The organism is Microcoleus sp. B9-D4, from assembly GCF_036705105.1.
In the GTDB taxonomy this organism is placed as follows: Bacteria; Cyanobacteriota; Cyanobacteriia; order Cyanobacteriales; family Microcoleaceae; genus Microcoleus.
On the sequence record NZ_JAUBTS010000016.1, the window covers coordinates 1 to 17269 of the forward strand.

Here is a 17269-nt window from a genome sequence, read left to right on the forward strand (position 1 = left end):
TTATTCTCTCCCAGCGCGGTGGCTCTAGTTCTTCTGAAGCCACCTTTCTCATCTTTATTTAGTCTAAACTACAGTAATTAAGTTGATTGAGTAAAAAGCATAAACTTAGATTGTCAGTTCACTCACGCTATGCAGATGGCAGACTGGTGCTGAAAAACCAGCAACCGCCACGACTTGGGGAATCAAGACCCGATCCGAATGCTCTAGGCCCTCATTCTCAGTTAAGATGGGATACTTATAACCAGAGGATTTATCAGGCGCGAGAGTTTGATGAGTCAGGGCAACCCGTAAGAGATATTGATTTTACCAGTCCCACCTATCCTAATGGCAATCCCCGTCCAGATCATCTGCCGCCACCGCATCAACATCGGTGGATACCAAATCCCACTGGTGGTACTCCTACTAGAAGTAGAATCCCGGAAGCACTATGAAATCTGAAAAGTCGGCTATTACCTATAATATCGGTCAAAAATGGGCTGTGACTCTTTGCCCGGAAGCAGAAGAAACACTGGAATTGAAAGTTGCAAAAATCATTGAGTATTTAGACAAAAATTATCTCTTAAAGCAATGGGTAATATCTGATATTGAAGCTACGGGAAGTTACGGCAATTGCTTGACTGCGCGGTGTAATCAGGAAATATTTCAAGTATCTACTTCTGATTTGTTGGAGGTAATGGGGGAAGAAGGTCAAGTTATTGAATTAGATGCTAGTTTAATAAAAGATGACGAGGAATTGTTTAAAATATTGATTAGAGATGGGGTTTCAATTGATTTACTTGGGAGAGGGGAGATGATACCACTGACGGTTTTGGGGAAATATGTTTATGTTGACAAAGAACTGTTTATGTGGTGAATAATATATGACAGCAAAAATAAACATCAGCAACTTGGGTAATTCCTTAGCTTTGCCAATACCGGACTATATTGTAAAATTTTTAAACCTGAAAGTAGATGATTCAGTAATTTGCCGTATAGAAAATGGAAAAATAGTCATAGAACCTGTAAATCAGAAAATTTCCAAATATACCCTAGATGAATTATTAGCAGGCGAAATAGAACCCAGCGAAGAAATCTCTTGGGGAAAACCAGAAGGAGAAGAATTTTGGTAAAATATATCCCAGAACGAGGTCATTTCATTCGCCTCAATTTCGCTCCTCAAGCCGGACACGAACAAATGGGTACTAGACCTGCACTGGTTGTAAGTCAAACTAAATTTAACCGAAAAATGGGGTTTGTGTTTGTCTGTCCGATTAGCACCACACAACGCAAAAATCCGTTTTATGTTCCCATTCCTGAAGGTGAAGCGGTGACAGGTGTAATTATGACAGATCAACTCCGTTATGCAAGATTATCGCTCAAGGCAAGCAAGTTTGATTGGTGAATGTCCAGAAGATTTAGTTAAGGAAGTATTGAAGCGAATTGAACCTATTTTGTTTGAAGATATGACTGTTGATGAGTAGTTAATCATCAAGAATACGGCAGTTGTAGAGTTGGCATTAACAAGATCGCCCAACCATCCAAGAAACCGGGTTTCTGCGATAATTTTTGCATCCTCACGCCCGATTTGGGTAGGAAACCCGGTTTCTGAGCCCTTCGCGATCGCCCCTCAGCCTCAGCCAAGAAACCGGGTTTCTGCGATAATTTTGGCATCCTACCGAAGATTTGGGTAAGAAACCCGGTTTCTGATCCCTCCCCTTCCGCTAGCCACTCACCTATCCTCTGATATGCCACGTCGCCAAGTTATCTTCCAAGCGGGTAATTACTACCATGTTTATAACCGAGGTAATAACCGTCAGCTTATCTTTTTTGAGCGAGAAAACTATATTTATTTTTTACGTCAATTAAGAAACCATCTGATTACTAATGGTGTCGATATTATTGCTTATTGTTTGATGCCGAACCACTATCATTTATTAGTTTACCTGCAAACGGATGATTTTTCCAAGCTGATGCATTCATTTACTCTGTCTTATGCTAAGGCTATCAATAAACGCTATCAAAAAGTGGGTTCACTGTTTCAGGGAAGGTTTCAGGCGATTCATGTAGATAGAGAAGACTATTTATTAAACCTCACTCGCTATGTTCACTTAAACCCAGTCTGTGCTAATATAGTTTAAAAAGCAGAGAATTGGGAGTTTTCCAGCTATCAATAATATATTGCTTTGCGCCAAGGGAGTTTACCTAAAATAGATGTAATGCGATCGCAATTTCACTCAGCAGATGCTTATCGTTTATTTTTACAAGATCATTCCAAAAGCGAGAAATTAATCCAGTATTTAACCTTTGAAGAATAAAAGGTTGAAGAAACCGGGTTTCTGCGATAATTCTGGTATCCTCACCGAGATTAAGTGAAGAAACCCGGTTTCTGAACCCCACGCGATCGCCCAACCATCCAAGAAACCGGGTTTCTGCGATGATTTTTGCATCCTCACGCCCGATTTTGCTCAGAAACCCGGTTTCTGACTCCCCACGCGATCGCTGTTATCATAAAATCACTTGAGAGCAGAAGGGAATGACAATGCAAACCCAAGAAAAACCAGCAATCGAAAAGCAACCCCAAACCGAAAAACGCTACTACACGCCAGAGGAATATCTCGCATTAGAAGAAAGTGCGATCGACAAAAGTGAATACCATGATGGGGAAATCGTACCAATGACAGGCGGAACAACCAACCACAACAAACTCGCACTGAATTTTTGTCGCACATTCCCCTTGACTGTGAATGGTCAAGATTACGAGACATTTATCAATGATGTGCGCCTGTGGATACCCCAAACTCGTCGCTACGTCTATCCCGATATCATCGTCATTCAAGGAGAACCAGTCTATCAAGGAAGTAACAAAACAATTGTCACCAATCCTCTGCTAATCGTCGAGATTTTATCCAATTCAACCAAAGACTACGATCGAGGTGGTAAATTTCTCGCCTATCGATCAATCCCGGAATTTCGCGAATACATTTTAATTGACCAATACAGCTATCACATTGAACAATTTGCTAAAAATTCTAATGGGAAATGGGTATTAACAGAATATGATTCAGACGAATCTGTATTAACCCTAGAATCCGTAGAATTTCAAATGCCGCTGAGAGAGATTTACGCACGAATTAATTTTGAAGTTAAAGACGAAGAAGTAAACCAGCCAACAAGTGACATTCAAAAATAAGATCGAGTCGGCGCCAACCTGTTCAAACACCGGGTTTGTTTGGGACTTTTTCTCGATCGTGAGCTTTGAGCAAGCTCGCCGGATCGGGCCCAGCGGGGATAATGCAGCCGGGATTCAGGGGGAACAAATTGCCGTAATAATCGCGCTTCACAGCCTCCAAATCGCAAGTGCCCGCAACTCCCGGTAACTGGTACAAATCGCGCAGATAAGCTCCCAAATGCTCGTAATCTTGAATGCGGCGCACATTGCATTTGAACAAGCTGTAGTAAACTGCATCAAAACGGAATAGAGTAGTAAAAAGCCGCACGTCTGCTAAAGTCACCCGATCGCCACAAAGGTAACGACTCCTCAAGAGCGATCGATCGATCTCGTCTAAAACAGCAAACAATTCACTGCAAGCCGAATCATAAGCAGCTTGAGATTGGGCGAAACCGCAGCGATAAACGCCGTTATTCACCGATTGGTAAATCTTCTCATTCCACTCGTCAATTTGCGATCGCAAATCCAGAGGATAAAGATCCATTTCAGGATTGCTAGCAAACTCGTTAAACTCCGAGTTTAGCATCACAATAATTTCCGAACTCTCGTTATTGACGATCGTCTTTTTCGACTCATCCCACAGCACCGGCACCGTACACCGCCCCTGATAGCCCGGTAAAGCCAACTGGTAAAGTTCCGGCATCGTGTTGCAGCCAAAAGTCTCCGACTCCATCACCCACATTCCCCCTTCCGAGGGATAGACAATAGATACTGATATCGCATCTTCCAGCCCTTTGAGCGCCCTCGTCACCAGAGTGCGGTGCGCCCAAGGGCATCCCGTACCCACGAAGAGGCGATACCGTCCCGCAGCGGGTTGGTGAGGGTTGTCTGCTTCTGTGCTGACAAAGTTGCGGAAACTGCTGGTGGGGCGAATGTATGCTCCGGTGCGATCGGGCGGCGCTAGTTTTGACATCATTAATTGCCACATTGATGTCCAGACAAATTTGCCTAGCTTGACTGTTACCGATGAAGGAAGCGATTTGTTTTTCACAATGCGATTAAAAGAGGTTTGCTAAACATAATCAGCTTATTTTAACTCACATTGCGATATTTATTCCCTCGATCCCAGGCTCTGCCTGGGAACGCATATCCAGAGGCTCTGCCTCGCACTGTTCCCTCACCTGAGAACGAGTATTCTAGTATCTGCCAGAGGCTATTTCAGCATAAGCTCGATCGATCAATTGGCGAGCAACCGTCTGAATTCCCGTATGTTCGTAATAATTGGTAGTCATGTCTAAAAACGCCGCCACATAATCCAATTTGTCATCGGTAACATCAACGTATTGCTTGAGATGACCCAAAACTATAGCGGGAGTTAAGCCGCGAGACTGTACTAAATTGTTCATCCAACCTTGCGCTGAAGCGAAAGTAGTTGTCACAAATCCGAACTTTTGTGAATTATTGGCGCCCGGAATTAGGTTGCTGATATTTTGGAATGTAGAGTTTTGCTGCAAGGTGGAAGGATTCAATCCGCCTAGGGTATTTTGTGCTACTCTAAGGAAGTCCGGGCCAAGGGGAATTAAACCGTCAGCACAAACTAAAGCAGCCATCCGCATCAGAGATTCGCCTTTGTAATGAGATAAATAATTACCAAAGCTTCCCACATTGTCAAGAGAAATATTGTTAAGTTTGCAGAAGGCAATTAGCTCGATCGCCACTTTGACGCACAAGTCGATCGTTTGAGTTGTGTCAGCTTTGGGAGTGAGGCGGTTGAGAAAGGAAAGAAAGCCGATGTTTTCGCCGATTTTATTCGCCATAGCCGTTGCACCTAACGCACTGTCGGCGCTGTCTGCTAACTGGTAAAGCCTGAGTACGCCTTGATATGGCTCATTGGGGTTAGCGTAAAGCTCGATCGCGCGATCGCGAATTTTCTCAACTAATTTGCGCTTTGTTTCCCCTGTCAGCGCTTGAATAGTATTATCAAAACCCGTGAGATTGTTCCACTCCCCCGGAACCACAAAATCCAGAGATTTTAACATCATCACAGTGACGCCACCCGACGGCAAATTGTCAACCAATTCCACAATAGACTTGCTCATCACAAACTCCTGAATAGCCCGATTTAAAGTGTTCTTCCAAATACTCCAACTTCGGCAAATCCGATTCCAGATTCCAGATAAATTCCCCATAACTAAGTAGGTAAGCACAAATAAATATTACACGACGAGAGCCAGTTTTGCAATCCTCTGAGCTTTTCTCTCTTCTCTAACTCTGCGTTCTCTGCGCCCTCTGCGGTTCATTAAAAAAAGTCTTTACCACAAAACATTTGCATTTCACTCGCCAGCACAAAGTTAAGTTTCATTATATTGACAAACTCAAAATCCTCGCACTGTGTTAAAATAGATGGCGCCAAATACAAAAACATAAAATATGACGGTTGCAGTTAACCAAACTCCGGGATTAGCCTCGCGTTTAGTAAATGGCGTACTCTCCATCAAGCCTTTGGCTAATCTAGCCAAGCACCAAGCGCGGGAAATGATGATAAAAAGAGGAGAAAAAATCGGAGTGCATTGGCGACAAGAATCGCAAGCACTTTTGGCTCGGAATTGGGAGGCAGAATTGCTCAGCGTTCAAAATCCCGATATTGTTTACCCGAAATATTATCTAACTTCATTCCACGCTTATGAAAAAGGTAATATGAGCTGGGAAGCTGCTACAGAAGTTGAAGTGGCCGCCCGTACAGTTCACGCCACAATTTGGCCGGAAGCAGGTGCAGAAGGCGATGCAAAACTCCGCGCCAGCTATCACGAAGTCATCAAATCTCAAATTGCTTCTTCACCGCAAGATATTGTGGATTTGGGATGCAGTGTGGGATTGAGTACGTTTGCTCTTGGGGAGGTTTACCCGGAAGCGAAGATGACTGGGGTAGAGTTGTCGCCTTATTTTTTAGCCGTTGCTAAATACCGTTCTCAACAGCGAGAATCCCAATCTTTAAATCAAAAATCTCCGACTTGGGTTCATGCTGCTGCTGAATCTACTGGTTTGCCTGCCGCTGGTTTTGATTTAGTTTCTATTTGTTTAGTTTGTCACGAATTGCCGCAGAAAGCTACTAAAGAAATATTCCGGGAAGCGAGGCGTTTGCTGCGTGTTGGCGGACATTTGACAATTATGGATATGAATCCTCAGTCGGAAGTTTATGCCAAAATGCCTCCTTATATTTTGACTTTGCTCAAGAGTACGGAGCCTTATTTGGATCAGTATTTTGCCTTGGATATCGAGCAAGCTTTGGTAGATTCCGGTTTTGCACAGCCGACAATAACTTGCAATACAGTCCGACACCGGACTATTGTGGCTAAGGCAATATAGCGGTTTTCAGTAGAGTGAAGTACAGATATCGGGTAGGACACGGCACAGCCGTGTCTAAAGCTGTATTTATTTAATTCGATTGAAAACTGCTATAAATGGTAAAGCTGCATAGATATTATTCAATCCTTGGGGCGGTGCCTGAGTGTAAATAGTCTAATCTGTGGATTTAAAAATTTCTGCGATCGCGCCCCCTACTGATAAATAATTCCGATGCTACCGGATTTGATATTAGACAGCCGTAGAAGCTATTCACAGCGCCATTTGTTAGACATTTTGATAGAACCCTAAAAGAAGGACATATTCATGAACCCGACAGCCCCCTCTCAAAACGTCATCGATTGTTTGCAGGTTATCTTGGATGCCACGGCATCGAAGAATTACGAGCTTTTTACTACAGTGGGTGATGCAGGCTACAAAGCGAGCATTACACAAAAAATGTTTGACGATGTTAGCGAGCAGCTTGCTTCCCGCATGAAAAAGGGATACTCATTTAATTATTTTGGTGAGATAAAACAAGGTAATTCTCCGATTTATTTGTGGAAGCTGAGTTTTGAAGATGGTGGAGATGAATTTGTGGCACACATGACTATGAATGGAGACAAAGTTGCTGGGATTTTCATCGAATAACATATCTTGCTTGATATCAAATCCGTTAGCATCGGAATAGTAAATTCCAGTTCACTGTTGACGGTTCACTGTTCACTGTCAACCGTCAACCGTCAACATCATGTATGAGTGTAACCGGAAATGATATGACACTGCGTTTCACTCTCATCTAACGCCGATCGCCCACAACCGTTAATCGAAACCGATCGGGCGGCACAAAGGTGATTCCCCGGCGCACCGGACGAATTGGCCGATCGAGATTCGATACAAACTGACGGGAAGACAGCACAGTTGCTAAAACCAGCTTCATTTCAAACATCGATAACGCCATCCCGATGCAGCTTCGACTCCCGCCTCCAAACGGTAAAAATTCAGAGGCGGAAAACTTGCGATCTAAAAAGCGATCGGGATTGAAGCCGGCCGGATTTTCGTAGGTTTCAGGGCGACGGTGCGCCAAATAGACACAGGGGATTAAAATCGTTCCCGGTTGATATGTATAGCCTTCGAGTTCGATCGTCCGTTTCACCTTGCGCGGCTGCGAAATTAAGGCAATTGGATAAACCCGCAGCGCTTCCTTGCAGACTGCTGTTAAGTAGGGCGACTGCGAAAGCGCGATCGGATCGGGATTCTCGCCCAATTCATCCAATTCCTTCCGCAACCGACCAAGGCATTCGGGAAACTGATGCAGCCAGTAAAACGCCCAAGTCAACGCCGATCCAGTCGTTTCATGTCCCAATAACAACAGCGTCATCAACTGATCGCGCAATTCTCGATCGCCGAGGGATTCGCCGCTGTCATCGCGGGCCATCATCAACACCGACAGAATATCCGTGCGTGACGAATCGAGAGAATGCGATCGCCTCTCGGCAATTTCCGCATAAATCAGCGAGTCAATCTGCGCCATCTGCTGCAAAAACTGCCCCCACGGACTCCAAGAGCCCAAATTTTGCTGCAACGGTTCAAAGAAAAATTGTATCGAGTACAGTTCAGAGGTAATCGCTTCTAAAAGGTTGCTGAGCAATTGTTTCAGGCGTTCGTAGCGCTCTCCCGGCACTAATCCAAACACGACTTGCAAGATTACTTGCAGCGAAATTTCTGACATTTCTTCGCGGACTGCGATCGCATCTGGGGCTTTCCAGTCGATCGTCTGCTTTTTCGTCAAATCAACAATCAAATGCCCTTGACTGTGCAACTGTTCCCGATGCAGCGCGGGCATTAATAGCTGTCGCTGTCGCAGATGTCGCGGCCCTTCATTCATAATTAGGGATTCATTTCCCACCAGCGGGCGAAATACGTTGGTCACTTTGCCAAACTCAAAGGCATCGGCTAAGGTCGTAAACACCGCCTGAATCGCTTCTGGAGAGCCCAGAAACACCACGGGGGGCGAAGAGGGCCCCAACACGCGGGCGGTAAATGTATCGCCGTATTTGGCCGAGTAGCGATCGAAAAATGCGATCGGGTCAGCTACCAGCGAAAGCGTTTGGAACAAAGCAGGAGAACGAGATCCGGGAGGCAGCGTCATTGAAAAACTGGCGATACACAATATTTCTAGTGTATTTTGACATACTCCGAAGTCCTCGATCGACCTTGCAGCCTGAAATTTATCTGCGATCGATTGCCAAGGCCAGTAGCAAAAATAGTAATGCTATCGGGATCGATCGCAGATTGTACGGCTAGCTTCCCAACCTAAACTGCTAAAAGTTGTAGTCTTAGATGAAATGGATGCTAGCGATCGTGTGTTTGGCATTATGCTCACGAAAATCAAATGACCGAAAGCATCCAGGATACCCGCCACGTGATTCATTCCGAAAGTAGACTCAGGACCGGTGAAATAAAAAACCTGTATCCGATGAAACTTGCCGAACGTATTTATCTCGCGCAAGTCAATGCTTCAATTCTTTAATCTAAAATCTAAAATCTAAAATCTAAAATCGATTGACTTTGGGATACAATTGTTGTAAAAGCTGGTAGCCAGTTGGCTAAATTTGTTATGACATTAACATCCCGTGTTGTTCATAGCGACCCCGATATTCTGGGGGGAACCCCTGTTTTTGTTGGGACTCGTGTACCAATGAGAACCCTACTTGATTATCTTAAGGCTGGTGATTCATTAGAGGTATTTCTAGACCATTTCCCTAGTGTCAGTCGGGAACAGACAATTGCAGCTCTTGAATTAGCAAAGGAAATGCTGACAGCCTATGCGAATCCTGCTTGATGAATGTGCCCCACGACCTTTAAAGCGTGAACTTGCTGATTACGAGATACGCACAGTTGTTGAGATGGGATGGTCAGGAAAGAAGAACGGTGAATTGCTGCTGCTTATGAGTCAAGAGGGCTTCACGATTCTGCTCACCACAGATCAAAATTTGCGTTATCAGCAAAACTTGCAGCAAGCTGGAGTTGCAGTCGTTGTTCTTGTAGCATCGAGTAACAGACTTCCTGATTTACTTCCTCTGATACCAAATGCTCGTAACGTGTTGAATGCCATTACTCCGGGGGAAGTGATTGAAGTCGGAGGTTCTTAAACCCACATTCTGCAGATATTCAAGCAGATTTAATGATTATAAATTTGTGGAAATTCTAGCTTGAAAGGGTGGTTCCGCAGATTGTATGGCTAGCTTCCCAACCTAACATGACTGTTTTACGCTCTACTCCCCAGCAATAGCCACCGAGTTCTCCAGATTCTCGAATCACACGGTGACATGGAATTAGATAGCCGATAGGATTGTTACCGATCGCATTTCCTACAGCTCTAGCAGCAGTTGGGCGAGCTACCATTTGAGCTATACTCTGATAAGTTGCGATCGCACCAAATGGCAATTTCAAAAGTGCTCGCCAAACTTGAATCTGAAAGTTAGTGCCTTTTACCAACAGCGTTAGGGGTTTTTGCTGGCTGAGAGTTTCTGAATTGAAAATCAGGTCACGCAATGATTGAGTGGCTTGCTCATCACGAATAATTTCAGCGTTTTTCCATGCCAATCGCAGTCTTTGTTCGGCGGCTTGTTCGTCGGTTGTCTCCAAAAAATAAAGATTACAAATACCACGGGCAGTTGTAGCAATTAGAGATGTGCCGAACGGGGTATCATGAATGCCATAGCGAATTTGTAAACCTGCTCCGCCTGCTTTGAACTCCCCAGGTGACATTGCTTCTAAGTTCACAAATAAATCGTGTAATCGTCCGGGACTCGATAGCCTCACGTCCAATGTTAGGTCTAGAAGGCTTTTAGTCTGAGTGATTTTTGACTTGGCATATTCAACTGTCAGATATTGCAAAAACCGCTTGGGGCTAATGCCGGCCCATTGAGTAAATAGCCGTTGAAAATGATATTCACTCAGTCCTATGTGTTGGGCCACAGTTGCCAGATTGGGCTGGTTTAGGTGGTGTTGTCGCATAAAGGCGATCGCCCGAGCAATCCGGTGATAATCTTCGCTAGCATAGACACTCGCATTCTGCATCGAAATCATCTAGTTTAAGTCAAGGGAATTTTGATGTTTCCTCACTTTAGCCATAGAGTAGGCTCAAAGCCACCCGTTTCTTGCGGTGAATGCAGCCACTCGATTTTAGATTTTAGATTTTAGATTTTAAATTGAAGAGATTGAAGAGATTGAAGAGATTGAAGAAAGCGACCTCATATCGTTTCCGGTTGGATGGGAATGATCAAGTCAAGGTCGCGCAATTCCACATTCCCCCACGGATCACTCCCCACTCCCCATCATAAGGAGTGTTACCGGAATTGATATCACCCTCCGCGCAACTGCGTCACCAAGTGAACTAATTCGGGTAAAATTAGCTTTTCCACAGCTAGTTTCACGCCATTGCTAGAGCCAGGAAGAGAAAAGACTAACTTGCCTTGATACACGCCTGCAACTGCGCGAGAGGCGATCGCTCTCGAACCAATTTCTTGATAGCTCAAAAACCGAAATATCTCCCCAAATCCCGGTAAAATCCTGTCTAGCAAACTCTCCATCACATCATAGGTCGTATCTCGGGGAGCGATGCCCGTGCCGCCGTTAAAAATGATTGCATCCACATCTTCACGCTGGGAAAACGCCTGCATTTGCAATACAATTTTGGCCGCATCATCTTTAACAACAGTGTAAGCTACCACAGAGTGACCCGCATCTTTTAGCAGCTTCTTAGTTAACAAGCCGCTAGTGTCTGTTTCAGCAGAGCGCGTGTCGCTAACAGTAATGATAGCGCAATTTACGGTTATTTTAGATAAGTCGGGGTGAGGAATTTGCGTCATATAACAGATGTTGAAGGAAAAAGGAAGAAGCAAGAAGGAAGAGGAAATCAGGAAAAGGGAAGAGGGAAAAAGTCATTAGTTAGTTGTGATTTGTTCGTTATTAGTTATTCATTATCAAATAACTAATAACGAACAAATCAAATCCACTCTTCATCGGAATAGTAAATTCGAGTTCACTGTTGACTGTGCACTGTTCACGGCGTCAACAGTCAACAGTCAACAGTCAACAGTCAACATCATGTATGAGTGTAACCGGAAATGATATAACCAATGCCCCATACCCCATGCCCCATGCCCTATTCCCCATCAATTATGCCTTGCTAAATCCTAAGCCGTTTGCTTCCGAGTAGCGTTCCATAAAACGCATAAATCGATCCCATTCTTCGGGACTTCTCATTAGATAAAGAGCTTCCAAACCCGCAGGCTGACCGTTGATGAACTTAGCCTTAACCTCGCGAGTGAGGAGTTCGCCTTCGTCGTCGATCATGTACATTCCAGTAATGTCTTCGGTACTGGTGCTGCTGAGAGCTTTGGGATTTTCAAAGATAAAGGTGGCAGTGCCTTGAGCTCCCGTTTTAGAACGGGTTAGGCGCACTTCGGGCACAGCATCTTCGTCTATACCCCGAGAAAATTGAATTTTAGCCATAATCTGACACTCAAACCTTAAGGATTGCTTAATTTCTTAATGTTTAATCATAAAACGATTCGGGTACTCGCAAATCAAGACTTGGGAGAGTGGAAGCGAGCGAGAGTGGGCGAGAGTGGGTGAGAGTGGGTGAGAGTGAGGCAATCGGAGACAAGAGAGAGGGGATATGGGTTGGTTCTTCTGAGATATTGCACCATTCTCCATAATCCTTTCAGGGCGGGATCTCCTCCCAACCCCTACTCCCCACAAGAAAATCTACTCTTTGTGGAACAGGCATCCTGCCTGTTCTTAAGAATGGTGCAAGATGTGAGTTCTTTGTACCCCAAGTTCTCCTCTCCCTTGTCTCCCAATTCCCTTAGACGATGTAAGGAGAGTTTATAGGATCTGCCCGCTTTGTGGCTACCAGAGTTTGGTAGATGAGGGCGGATATCTCGCCACGGGTGATGTCGTGGGCGGGGGAAAGCTTTTCGCGCGCGGGATAGTTGACCACGATTTTGCGCTCTGTGGCGGTTGCTATCTCGTCGGTGGCAAAACTGGGAATCTGAGCTCGATCGACATAAACGCTCAAAGAATTGGGGTTGCCGCCGCCCAACTGCAAGCCGTTTACCAAAGATACGATCGCCTGAACTCTAGTCAAATTCTGCTCCGGGCGAAAAGTGCTGTCTGGATATCCAGCCAAAAAGCCAGCTCGATTGGCTTGGTCGATCGCTCCCTTGGCCCAAAAATCCGCCGCCACATCCTTAAAAACCGTCGCCTCACGGCGCGGCACCAATTCAAACGCCTTCGCCAACATAGCCGCATATTGAGCTCTAGTTACAATCTCGTAAGGTTGAAAAGTGCCGTTGGGAAACCCGCTAACAATATTCATCTTTGCTAAGCGATCGATAAAATCCTTAGCCCAATGCGTGCTGATGTCGCTAAACTTTAGCTCGCCCGGAGTCGGAGTTGGCGTCACATTGCCCAAATCAAATAAACCTTTCACCCGCGAAGAATTGAGCTGATTTCCCACCGCAGAAATCTTAACCCCAGTCGCGTTTTGCAAGTCTAATTCACCGTTATTCTGAAAAAAATTGCCGCCCAAATCTTGAGCAGTACCAATATCTGGCAGCGACTTCCCCACCGCAGTCAAACCGTCTTCCGTATTTTTTTCGATGCGATTCTTGCGTAAAATCGGCTGAGATTCCCCTGCTAAAACTATACCGGAGCGATTTTCCAAAATTTGGTTATCAGCAATCAAAGGAGCCGACTGAGCTTGCAGAGAGATGCCGAAAATCGTCTTTTGAAAAATATTGCGCCGTATTACTCCCTTAGCAGTTCCCGCCGTAGTTACGCCAGCGGCTGAGTTTTCCACAAATATGTTGTCTAGAATCGCAGGATTAGCGGTTCCCGTGGCAAAAACGCCTTCGCGCTTGCAAAGTGTGAAAGTGCAGTTAGCCACAGTCGGAGAAGTTGAATCAATCCAGACTCCCGTGCCACGACTATCGAGATTAGTAACAGTTACTCCCCGCAATTGGGAATTAGTTGCTAGTAGTATCGTGATATTTTGGCCCGCAGCGGTGGGACTGACAAATTTGCCGCTGCCTTCAATCAGAATGCCTCTACCTTTGTTAGTTTCATTGCCAATAACTTTTACTCCCGATGGAATTTCCAAGGGGAATTTTTCGCCGCTAGCAGCGCTGTAAGTTCCCGGTGCTAACTGAATCGTAGTTCCCGATGCAGTGCGGGCGATGATCGCACGGGCTATAGTTTTGAATGGGGCTGATTGGCTGCCGACTGCGGTATCGCTGCCTGTTTGCGGGTTGACGTAAAGTGTTGTCATGTTTTTGTTAAAGAGATAATTGGCGATCGAGCTTTTGTGCAATTTTCATTGTCTGTGAACTTGACACCGAATCTATATTGACCTTGGATTGCCGAGGTTATTTAATTGCAGGATATCTGCAACATTACCCATTAGAAGTTGCAACCGCAGGGGGATTCCCCCTACAAATCACTAAACTACTAATTTTATGGTCGCAAACCGGGTTTTTTGCCTCCTGTTCAACCGGAAAACCAAGAGTTTTAGTCAAGAAAGCCGATTTTTTTCTCGTTCTCAGTCAGGGGATGGTAAGCAGGGCTATTTCGTTCTAGACAGTAGGCAGGGTTTAGGTTTAGAGTTTAGAAGTCGGATTCACCCTAACTTATGATTTATGAGTTCGCTAGCAATTGTAGAAGCATTTTCGGAATTACCAGACCCACGGCGTGGAGCGGGCTGTCGTCATGAGTATACGGTCTGTTTAGCGTTATTTACCCTGGCGATTAGCGCAGGGTGTGGTGGTTTTCTAGCCATCGGGGATTGGTTAAAGGCTTACCGCGAACCTTTGATTGCGCTATTTGGCTTCCCGAAGCATGGGATTCCATCCTATAGTACGCTTCGTCGGGCGTTACTGGACTTGGATTATCAATCCTATGGCGCTTGCGTCGCAAATTTCTTCAAAATTGAACCGAAAAGAGGTGAAACCATGGCCTTAGATGGAAAAGTCCTCCGTGGCTCTTACAACAACATTGAAACGGGTGATAATCGGACGGAATCCCATCCAGCGATTCAATTGGTGACGGTCTACTTGGTCGAACGAGGACTAATTTTAACTCCCCAACAAGTGGATTGTAAAACCAATGAAATCAAAGCGATTCCACCCGTTTTGGAAGCCTTGGCCCAACGGGGAGTCGTGTTTGCCTTCGATGCCTTGAATACTCAAAAAAAACCTGTGAGCTAATTATGGAGTCTGGGAATGACTATCTCGGGGCTTTAAAAGGGAATCACAGCCATTTTCATGAGCAAATTAAGGAGAAATTTCAGTCAGAATCTCATATTAATACGGTTGAAACGGGTCATGGACGGGTGGAACGGCGAAGTGTGAGTTTGTGGACAGGCTGGCGTGGACTATCGGAGAGCGAAGACTGGGCCGGACTACGAAGTATCATTCGAGTCACGAGTTATCGACACCTGTTAAAAGGTGAATATATTCAAATCAAGAAGCCTGAAACCAGGTACTACATTAGTTCATTGGATGAAACGGTGGAACAATTTGCAACTAGAATTCGCGATTACTGGGGCGTGGAAAATAAAGTCCACTATGTCCGAGATGTGACTCAAGGAGAAGATGCTTCTAGAGTTCGAGTCGGCGAGCTCCCGGCCATTTTTGCAATTGCTCGTAACCTAGCACTCAATCTTTATCGAGAAGCTGGAGAAACAAATATGGCACAGGCACAACGGCTCGCGGGCTATGGTCTAGACGTTTTGAAGAATCTGTTTAGAATGAAATAGCCCTGGGATGGTAAGGCATTTATTTCTGGGTGTGAGCCTTCTTAACTTCCCGCCTATTTCACAATACAAGACGCATCCAAAACCACTACAATTTCATTCTGAAAAACAGCACAACTTGTGATTCCTGAAGCTAAAGCGGGAATTTTCCCTTGTTCGAGAGAAAGGCTCGCCTCCGGTATAGAATCAAATTGATTTAGCCAGCCATCATCCTTTATATACCGAAGAGTCAAAGCATTGCGATCGAGCATCCAAAAATCAACTCCATATTGATTGATAAAATTTTGCAATACAGCTCGATTGGGAGTGTATTGAGCGCGAATTAAATCGTTAAGTCGCTGCTGATATCTGCTGTAGTAGCCTTTCTGATAGGGCACTGCATATTCCTTTGCCACCAGAACCGAACGCTGACTAAAGGTTGGCAAATGATCCGTATCGGTGGCGATCGAAGCAATCAGGATATCTTTAGGTTTTTGCTCAAAGAATTTGTACAAACCCGGCATTTTACCTTCTACATACCCGACGGTGGGAAATTTTTCGACCAAGCAGGGATAAAGGACAACGGCGATAGCGATTGTCGCTGTCGTAATTAGTGCAACTAGATTTTTTACATCAAAGGTTGTTGCGCTTTTTAATGCCAAATGACCGACTCCATCGATAATTAAAGTTAGGGAAATCGCAGTTATCAAAACAACAATAAATCGCAAGCTATAGGCTGTATATCGACCGGGTTGATACAGCTTAAAAAGGGTAGCGTGAGCCGCAAAAAACATCGCCGAGGAGGCTAAAAATAGCTGAAGCAAAAGCCAGATTTTGCTTTTAATCTGATTTGCTAAGGGAAAAGCCGATCGCAAAAACAGCAGTACCGGAAATAACAATCCGACACAGTGAGTTACAGGCGTAAACAGCGACTTGGGAAACATCCCGCTGCCCCGCCCTGTCAACCAATAATCTTTGGGGTTTGGACGAAAAAAAGCATTTCTGCCACCTGGTGCAAATTCGCCCATTTGCTTCGCTTCTGCTGCGGTATAAGTTGGGCCAAATTCAGAGTGATCTAAGGCATAGGGCAGCATTACTAAAAAGATTACTCCCAAACCTGTAGTGCAAAATAGGTAATTTGTGCGATCGCCCGACAAGCGCAAACCGCCGTTTTTCCAGCATAGCAGGCGCAAAACTAAAATTCCAGCAGCAACCAAGGCGTAAGGAGGATAGAATAGTCCGATCAGGGCGATCGCCCCTAAACAAGGCAGCAACGAACTGCGCGACAAATAATATAAAAAAGCCAGAAATATCGGATATATAAAAGCTCTTGCCGTTGCGGAAGCCAAATCGTCGGTCATCCACATATGCTGATTTAACAGCAAAGATGCAATAAATCCAGTCATCGGCACTGGCAACATTTCTAGGCAAAGGCCAAAACAGTAATAAGTGGAGATTAAGCCGAGAAATAGTGGCAATATTTTGTGAAAAAATAGCGGGTGAATGCCAACTGTTGCTGCTAATTTGTAGAGCGTGCTGTATCCTGCGGGGGCGACTGATTGAAAGTAATTAGCAATGAAATCGTTGGGGAATAATTCAGGATCGACAAATCGCATCATCCAGAAAACGTGCTGCCTCGCATCGTCTTGCACCATATACTCGGCGCTGAAGACTTGCTTGAGTGCTAAAATAGCATAAACTGCGGCAAATGTCAGGCTGAGAGTCAACCAAAATATTGTGTGCGATCGGGATTTGCGATCGACTGTAGCAGTTAGAAATTTGTGCAACCGAGCTATTAATACCATTTTAGATTTTAGATTTTAGAATAGGGAATGACTGATTTTCCAAAGTACGATTATACAGCATATTCGGTGGTTCATGAAGTACAGTAGCAGCTATATTATGTGGTGTTAATCGGTAGGGTGCGTCGCTCCTTCATATTTGATAAAGATTGCAGATTGACGGTTTGCGACGCA

General features: G+C 44.8%; 21 protein-coding genes and 1 pseudogene. 12 read left to right on the top strand and 10 right to left on the bottom strand.

The window, feature by feature from the left end; translation table 11 throughout:
- Window positions 1-110 precede the first annotated feature (110 nt).
- The 4 genes from QUB24_RS12170 to QUB24_RS12185 are packed head-to-tail and all read left to right on the top strand — an operon-like array spanning window position 111 to window position 1381.
- Entirely contained in the window at window positions 111-431 is a 321-nt protein-coding gene (locus tag QUB24_RS12170; RefSeq protein WP_333153415.1) for a hypothetical protein, read from the top strand.
- The gene (locus tag QUB24_RS12175) at window positions 428-853 is read left to right on the top strand and encodes a hypothetical protein (RefSeq protein ID WP_333099586.1); all 426 of its coding nucleotides are present in this window, start codon (window positions 428-430) and stop codon (window positions 851-853) included. Before QUB24_RS12170 ends, QUB24_RS12175 begins: the two co-directional genes overlap by 4 nt.
- 7 nt (window positions 854-860) lie before the next feature.
- Window positions 861-1109: an AbrB/MazE/SpoVT family DNA-binding domain-containing protein gene (locus tag QUB24_RS12180; protein ID WP_333153416.1), complete on the top strand. Its 249-nt coding sequence runs from the start codon at window positions 861-863 to the stop codon at window positions 1107-1109.
- Entirely contained in the window at window positions 1103-1381 is a 279-nt protein-coding gene (locus QUB24_RS12185; protein ID WP_333153417.1) for a type II toxin-antitoxin system PemK/MazF family toxin, read from the top strand. Before QUB24_RS12180 ends, QUB24_RS12185 begins: the two co-directional genes overlap by 7 nt.
- Before the next feature lie 86 nt (window positions 1382-1467).
- Here QUB24_RS12185 and QUB24_RS12190 read toward each other — a convergent pair whose 3' ends face one another.
- A complete protein-coding gene (locus QUB24_RS12190) occupies window positions 1468-1650 on the bottom strand; it encodes a hypothetical protein (RefSeq protein ID WP_333153418.1) in 183 nt (60 codons plus the stop codon).
- Window positions 1651-1724: 74 nt separating this feature from the next.
- On the opposite strand from QUB24_RS12190, the gene QUB24_RS12195 reads away from it, so the two are divergent.
- Complete coding sequence (locus QUB24_RS12195) at window positions 1725-2117, top strand: transposase (protein ID WP_333153419.1); 393 nt, start codon at window positions 1725-1727, stop codon at window positions 2115-2117.
- A gap of 159 nt (window positions 2118-2276) precedes the next feature.
- Here QUB24_RS12195 and QUB24_RS12200 read toward each other — a convergent pair whose 3' ends face one another.
- Window positions 2277-2426, bottom strand: a complete 150-nt coding sequence (locus tag QUB24_RS12200; RefSeq protein ID WP_333153420.1) for a hypothetical protein — start codon at window positions 2424-2426, stop codon at window positions 2277-2279.
- A 92-nt stretch (window positions 2427-2518) separates the two neighbouring features.
- Between QUB24_RS12200 and QUB24_RS12205 the strand changes: the two genes are divergently transcribed.
- Window positions 2519-3169: a Uma2 family endonuclease gene (locus QUB24_RS12205; RefSeq protein ID WP_333153515.1), complete on the top strand. Its 651-nt coding sequence runs from the start codon at window positions 2519-2521 to the stop codon at window positions 3167-3169.
- Between the two features lie 22 nt (window positions 3170-3191).
- Here the strand turns inward: QUB24_RS12205 and QUB24_RS12210 are convergent, their stop codons facing one another.
- Both QUB24_RS12210 and QUB24_RS12215 read right to left on the bottom strand, forming a co-directional pair.
- Window positions 3192-4136 (bottom strand): glutathione S-transferase family protein, encoded by a 945-nt coding sequence (locus QUB24_RS12210; protein WP_333153517.1) that lies wholly within the window; start codon window positions 4134-4136, stop codon window positions 3192-3194.
- 208 nt (window positions 4137-4344) lie between these two features.
- The gene (locus tag QUB24_RS12215) at window positions 4345-5247 is read right to left on the bottom strand and encodes a hypothetical protein (protein WP_333153422.1); all 903 of its coding nucleotides are present in this window, start codon (window positions 5245-5247) and stop codon (window positions 4345-4347) included.
- A 331-nt stretch (window positions 5248-5578) separates the two neighbouring features.
- Between QUB24_RS12215 and QUB24_RS12220 the strand changes: the two genes are divergently transcribed.
- Together QUB24_RS12220 and QUB24_RS12225 are read left to right on the top strand one after the other, a co-directional pair.
- The gene (locus QUB24_RS12220) at window positions 5579-6514 is read left to right on the top strand and encodes a class I SAM-dependent methyltransferase (RefSeq protein WP_333153423.1); all 936 of its coding nucleotides are present in this window, start codon (window positions 5579-5581) and stop codon (window positions 6512-6514) included.
- Window positions 6515-6817: 303 nt separating this feature from the next.
- Window positions 6818-7141 carry a hypothetical protein gene (locus tag QUB24_RS12225; protein WP_333153424.1) on the top strand — a complete coding sequence of 108 codons (324 nt, stop codon included), beginning with the start codon at window positions 6818-6820 and terminating at the stop codon, window positions 7139-7141.
- Window positions 7142-7289: 148 nt separating this feature from the next.
- Here QUB24_RS12225 and QUB24_RS12230 read toward each other — a convergent pair whose 3' ends face one another.
- Window positions 7290-8642: a cytochrome P450 gene (locus QUB24_RS12230; RefSeq protein WP_333153425.1), complete on the bottom strand. Its 1353-nt coding sequence runs from the start codon at window positions 8640-8642 to the stop codon at window positions 7290-7292.
- Between the two features lie 36 nt (window positions 8643-8678).
- Here QUB24_RS12230 and QUB24_RS12235 point away from each other — a divergent pair, with 36 nt between their 5' ends.
- The 3 genes from QUB24_RS12235 to QUB24_RS12245 all read left to right on the top strand — a co-directional run bounded on the left by QUB24_RS12235 (window position 8679) and on the right by QUB24_RS12245 (window position 9645).
- Window positions 8679-8810, top strand: coding sequence for a hypothetical protein (locus QUB24_RS12235; RefSeq protein WP_333153426.1), 132 nt, complete (start codon window positions 8679-8681; stop codon window positions 8808-8810).
- Window positions 8811-9110: 300 nt separating this feature from the next.
- Window positions 9111-9335: a DUF433 domain-containing protein gene (locus QUB24_RS12240; protein WP_333041786.1), complete on the top strand. Its 225-nt coding sequence runs from the start codon at window positions 9111-9113 to the stop codon at window positions 9333-9335.
- A gap of 64 nt (window positions 9336-9399) precedes the next feature.
- Entirely contained in the window at window positions 9400-9645 is a 246-nt protein-coding gene (locus tag QUB24_RS12245) for a hypothetical protein (RefSeq protein ID WP_445300403.1), read from the top strand.
- A 55-nt stretch (window positions 9646-9700) separates the two neighbouring features.
- Here the strand turns inward: QUB24_RS12245 and QUB24_RS12250 are convergent, their stop codons facing one another.
- The 4 genes from QUB24_RS12250 to QUB24_RS12265 form a co-directional block, all read right to left on the bottom strand.
- On the bottom strand, window positions 9701-10585 hold the full coding sequence (locus QUB24_RS12250) for a methylated-DNA--[protein]-cysteine S-methyltransferase (RefSeq protein ID WP_333153428.1): 885 nt from the start codon (window positions 10583-10585) through the stop codon (window positions 9701-9703).
- Window positions 10586-10860: 275 nt separating this feature from the next.
- Complete coding sequence (locus QUB24_RS12255; protein WP_333057061.1) at window positions 10861-11367, bottom strand: MogA/MoaB family molybdenum cofactor biosynthesis protein; 507 nt, start codon at window positions 11365-11367, stop codon at window positions 10861-10863.
- Window positions 11368-11677: 310 nt separating this feature from the next.
- Entirely contained in the window at window positions 11678-12013 is a 336-nt protein-coding gene (psb28, locus tag QUB24_RS12260) for a photosystem II reaction center protein Psb28 (RefSeq protein WP_333153429.1), read from the bottom strand.
- Between the two features lie 355 nt (window positions 12014-12368).
- Window positions 12369-13832: a DUF1565 domain-containing protein gene (locus tag QUB24_RS12265; protein WP_333153431.1), complete on the bottom strand. Its 1464-nt coding sequence runs from the start codon at window positions 13830-13832 to the stop codon at window positions 12369-12371.
- 367 nt (window positions 13833-14199) lie between these two features.
- Between QUB24_RS12265 and QUB24_RS12270 the strand changes: the two are divergent.
- Window positions 14200-15317 (top strand): annotated as a pseudogene (locus QUB24_RS12270) (ISAs1 family transposase).
- A 53-nt stretch (window positions 15318-15370) separates the two neighbouring features.
- On the opposite strand, the gene QUB24_RS12275 reads toward QUB24_RS12270, so the two are convergent.
- A complete protein-coding gene (locus QUB24_RS12275; RefSeq protein ID WP_333153432.1) occupies window positions 15371-17098 on the bottom strand; it encodes a hypothetical protein in 1728 nt (575 codons plus the stop codon).
- Between the last annotated feature and the right edge of the window lie 171 nt (window positions 17099-17269).

Bases quoted from the DNA above. Each gene is read 5' to 3' on its own strand.
- QUB24_RS12245 (WP_445300403.1), top strand. From the start codon at position 9,400: ATGGGATGGTCAGGAAAGAAGAACGGTGAATTGCTGCTGCTTATGAGT.
- QUB24_RS12195 (WP_333153419.1), top strand. From the start codon at position 1,725: ATGCCACGTCGCCAAGTTATCTTCCAAGCGGGTAATTACTACCATGTT.
- QUB24_RS12210 (WP_333153517.1), bottom strand. From the start codon at position 4,136: ATGTGGCAATTAATGATGTCAAAACTAGCGCCGCCCGATCGCACCGGA.
- psb28 (WP_333153429.1), bottom strand. From the start codon at position 12,013: ATGGCTAAAATTCAATTTTCTCGGGGTATAGACGAAGATGCTGTGCCC.
- QUB24_RS12190 (WP_333153418.1), bottom strand. From the start codon at position 1,650: ATGCCAAAATTATCGCAGAAACCCGGTTTCTTGGCTGAGGCTGAGGGG.
- QUB24_RS12240 (WP_333041786.1), top strand. From the start codon at position 9,111: ATGACATTAACATCCCGTGTTGTTCATAGCGACCCCGATATTCTGGGG.
- QUB24_RS12200 (WP_333153420.1), bottom strand. From the start codon at position 2,426: ATGCAAAAATCATCGCAGAAACCCGGTTTCTTGGATGGTTGGGCGATC.
- QUB24_RS12205 (WP_333153515.1), top strand. From the start codon at position 2,519: ATGCAAACCCAAGAAAAACCAGCAATCGAAAAGCAACCCCAAACCGAA.
- QUB24_RS12265 (WP_333153431.1), bottom strand. From the start codon at position 13,832: ATGACAACACTTTACGTCAACCCGCAAACAGGCAGCGATACCGCAGTC.
- QUB24_RS12220 (WP_333153423.1), top strand. From the start codon at position 5,579: ATGACGGTTGCAGTTAACCAAACTCCGGGATTAGCCTCGCGTTTAGTA.
- QUB24_RS12175 (WP_333099586.1), top strand. From the start codon at position 428: ATGAAATCTGAAAAGTCGGCTATTACCTATAATATCGGTCAAAAATGG.
- QUB24_RS12180 (WP_333153416.1), top strand. From the start codon at position 861: ATGACAGCAAAAATAAACATCAGCAACTTGGGTAATTCCTTAGCTTTG.
- QUB24_RS12215 (WP_333153422.1), bottom strand. From the start codon at position 5,247: ATGAGCAAGTCTATTGTGGAATTGGTTGACAATTTGCCGTCGGGTGGC.
- QUB24_RS12255 (WP_333057061.1), bottom strand. From the start codon at position 11,367: ATGACGCAAATTCCTCACCCCGACTTATCTAAAATAACCGTAAATTGC.
- QUB24_RS12250 (WP_333153428.1), bottom strand. From the start codon at position 10,585: ATGATTTCGATGCAGAATGCGAGTGTCTATGCTAGCGAAGATTATCAC.
- QUB24_RS12230 (WP_333153425.1), bottom strand. From the start codon at position 8,642: ATGACGCTGCCTCCCGGATCTCGTTCTCCTGCTTTGTTCCAAACGCTT.
- QUB24_RS12275 (WP_333153432.1), bottom strand. From the start codon at position 17,098: ATGGTATTAATAGCTCGGTTGCACAAATTTCTAACTGCTACAGTCGAT.
- QUB24_RS12225 (WP_333153424.1), top strand. From the start codon at position 6,818: ATGAACCCGACAGCCCCCTCTCAAAACGTCATCGATTGTTTGCAGGTT.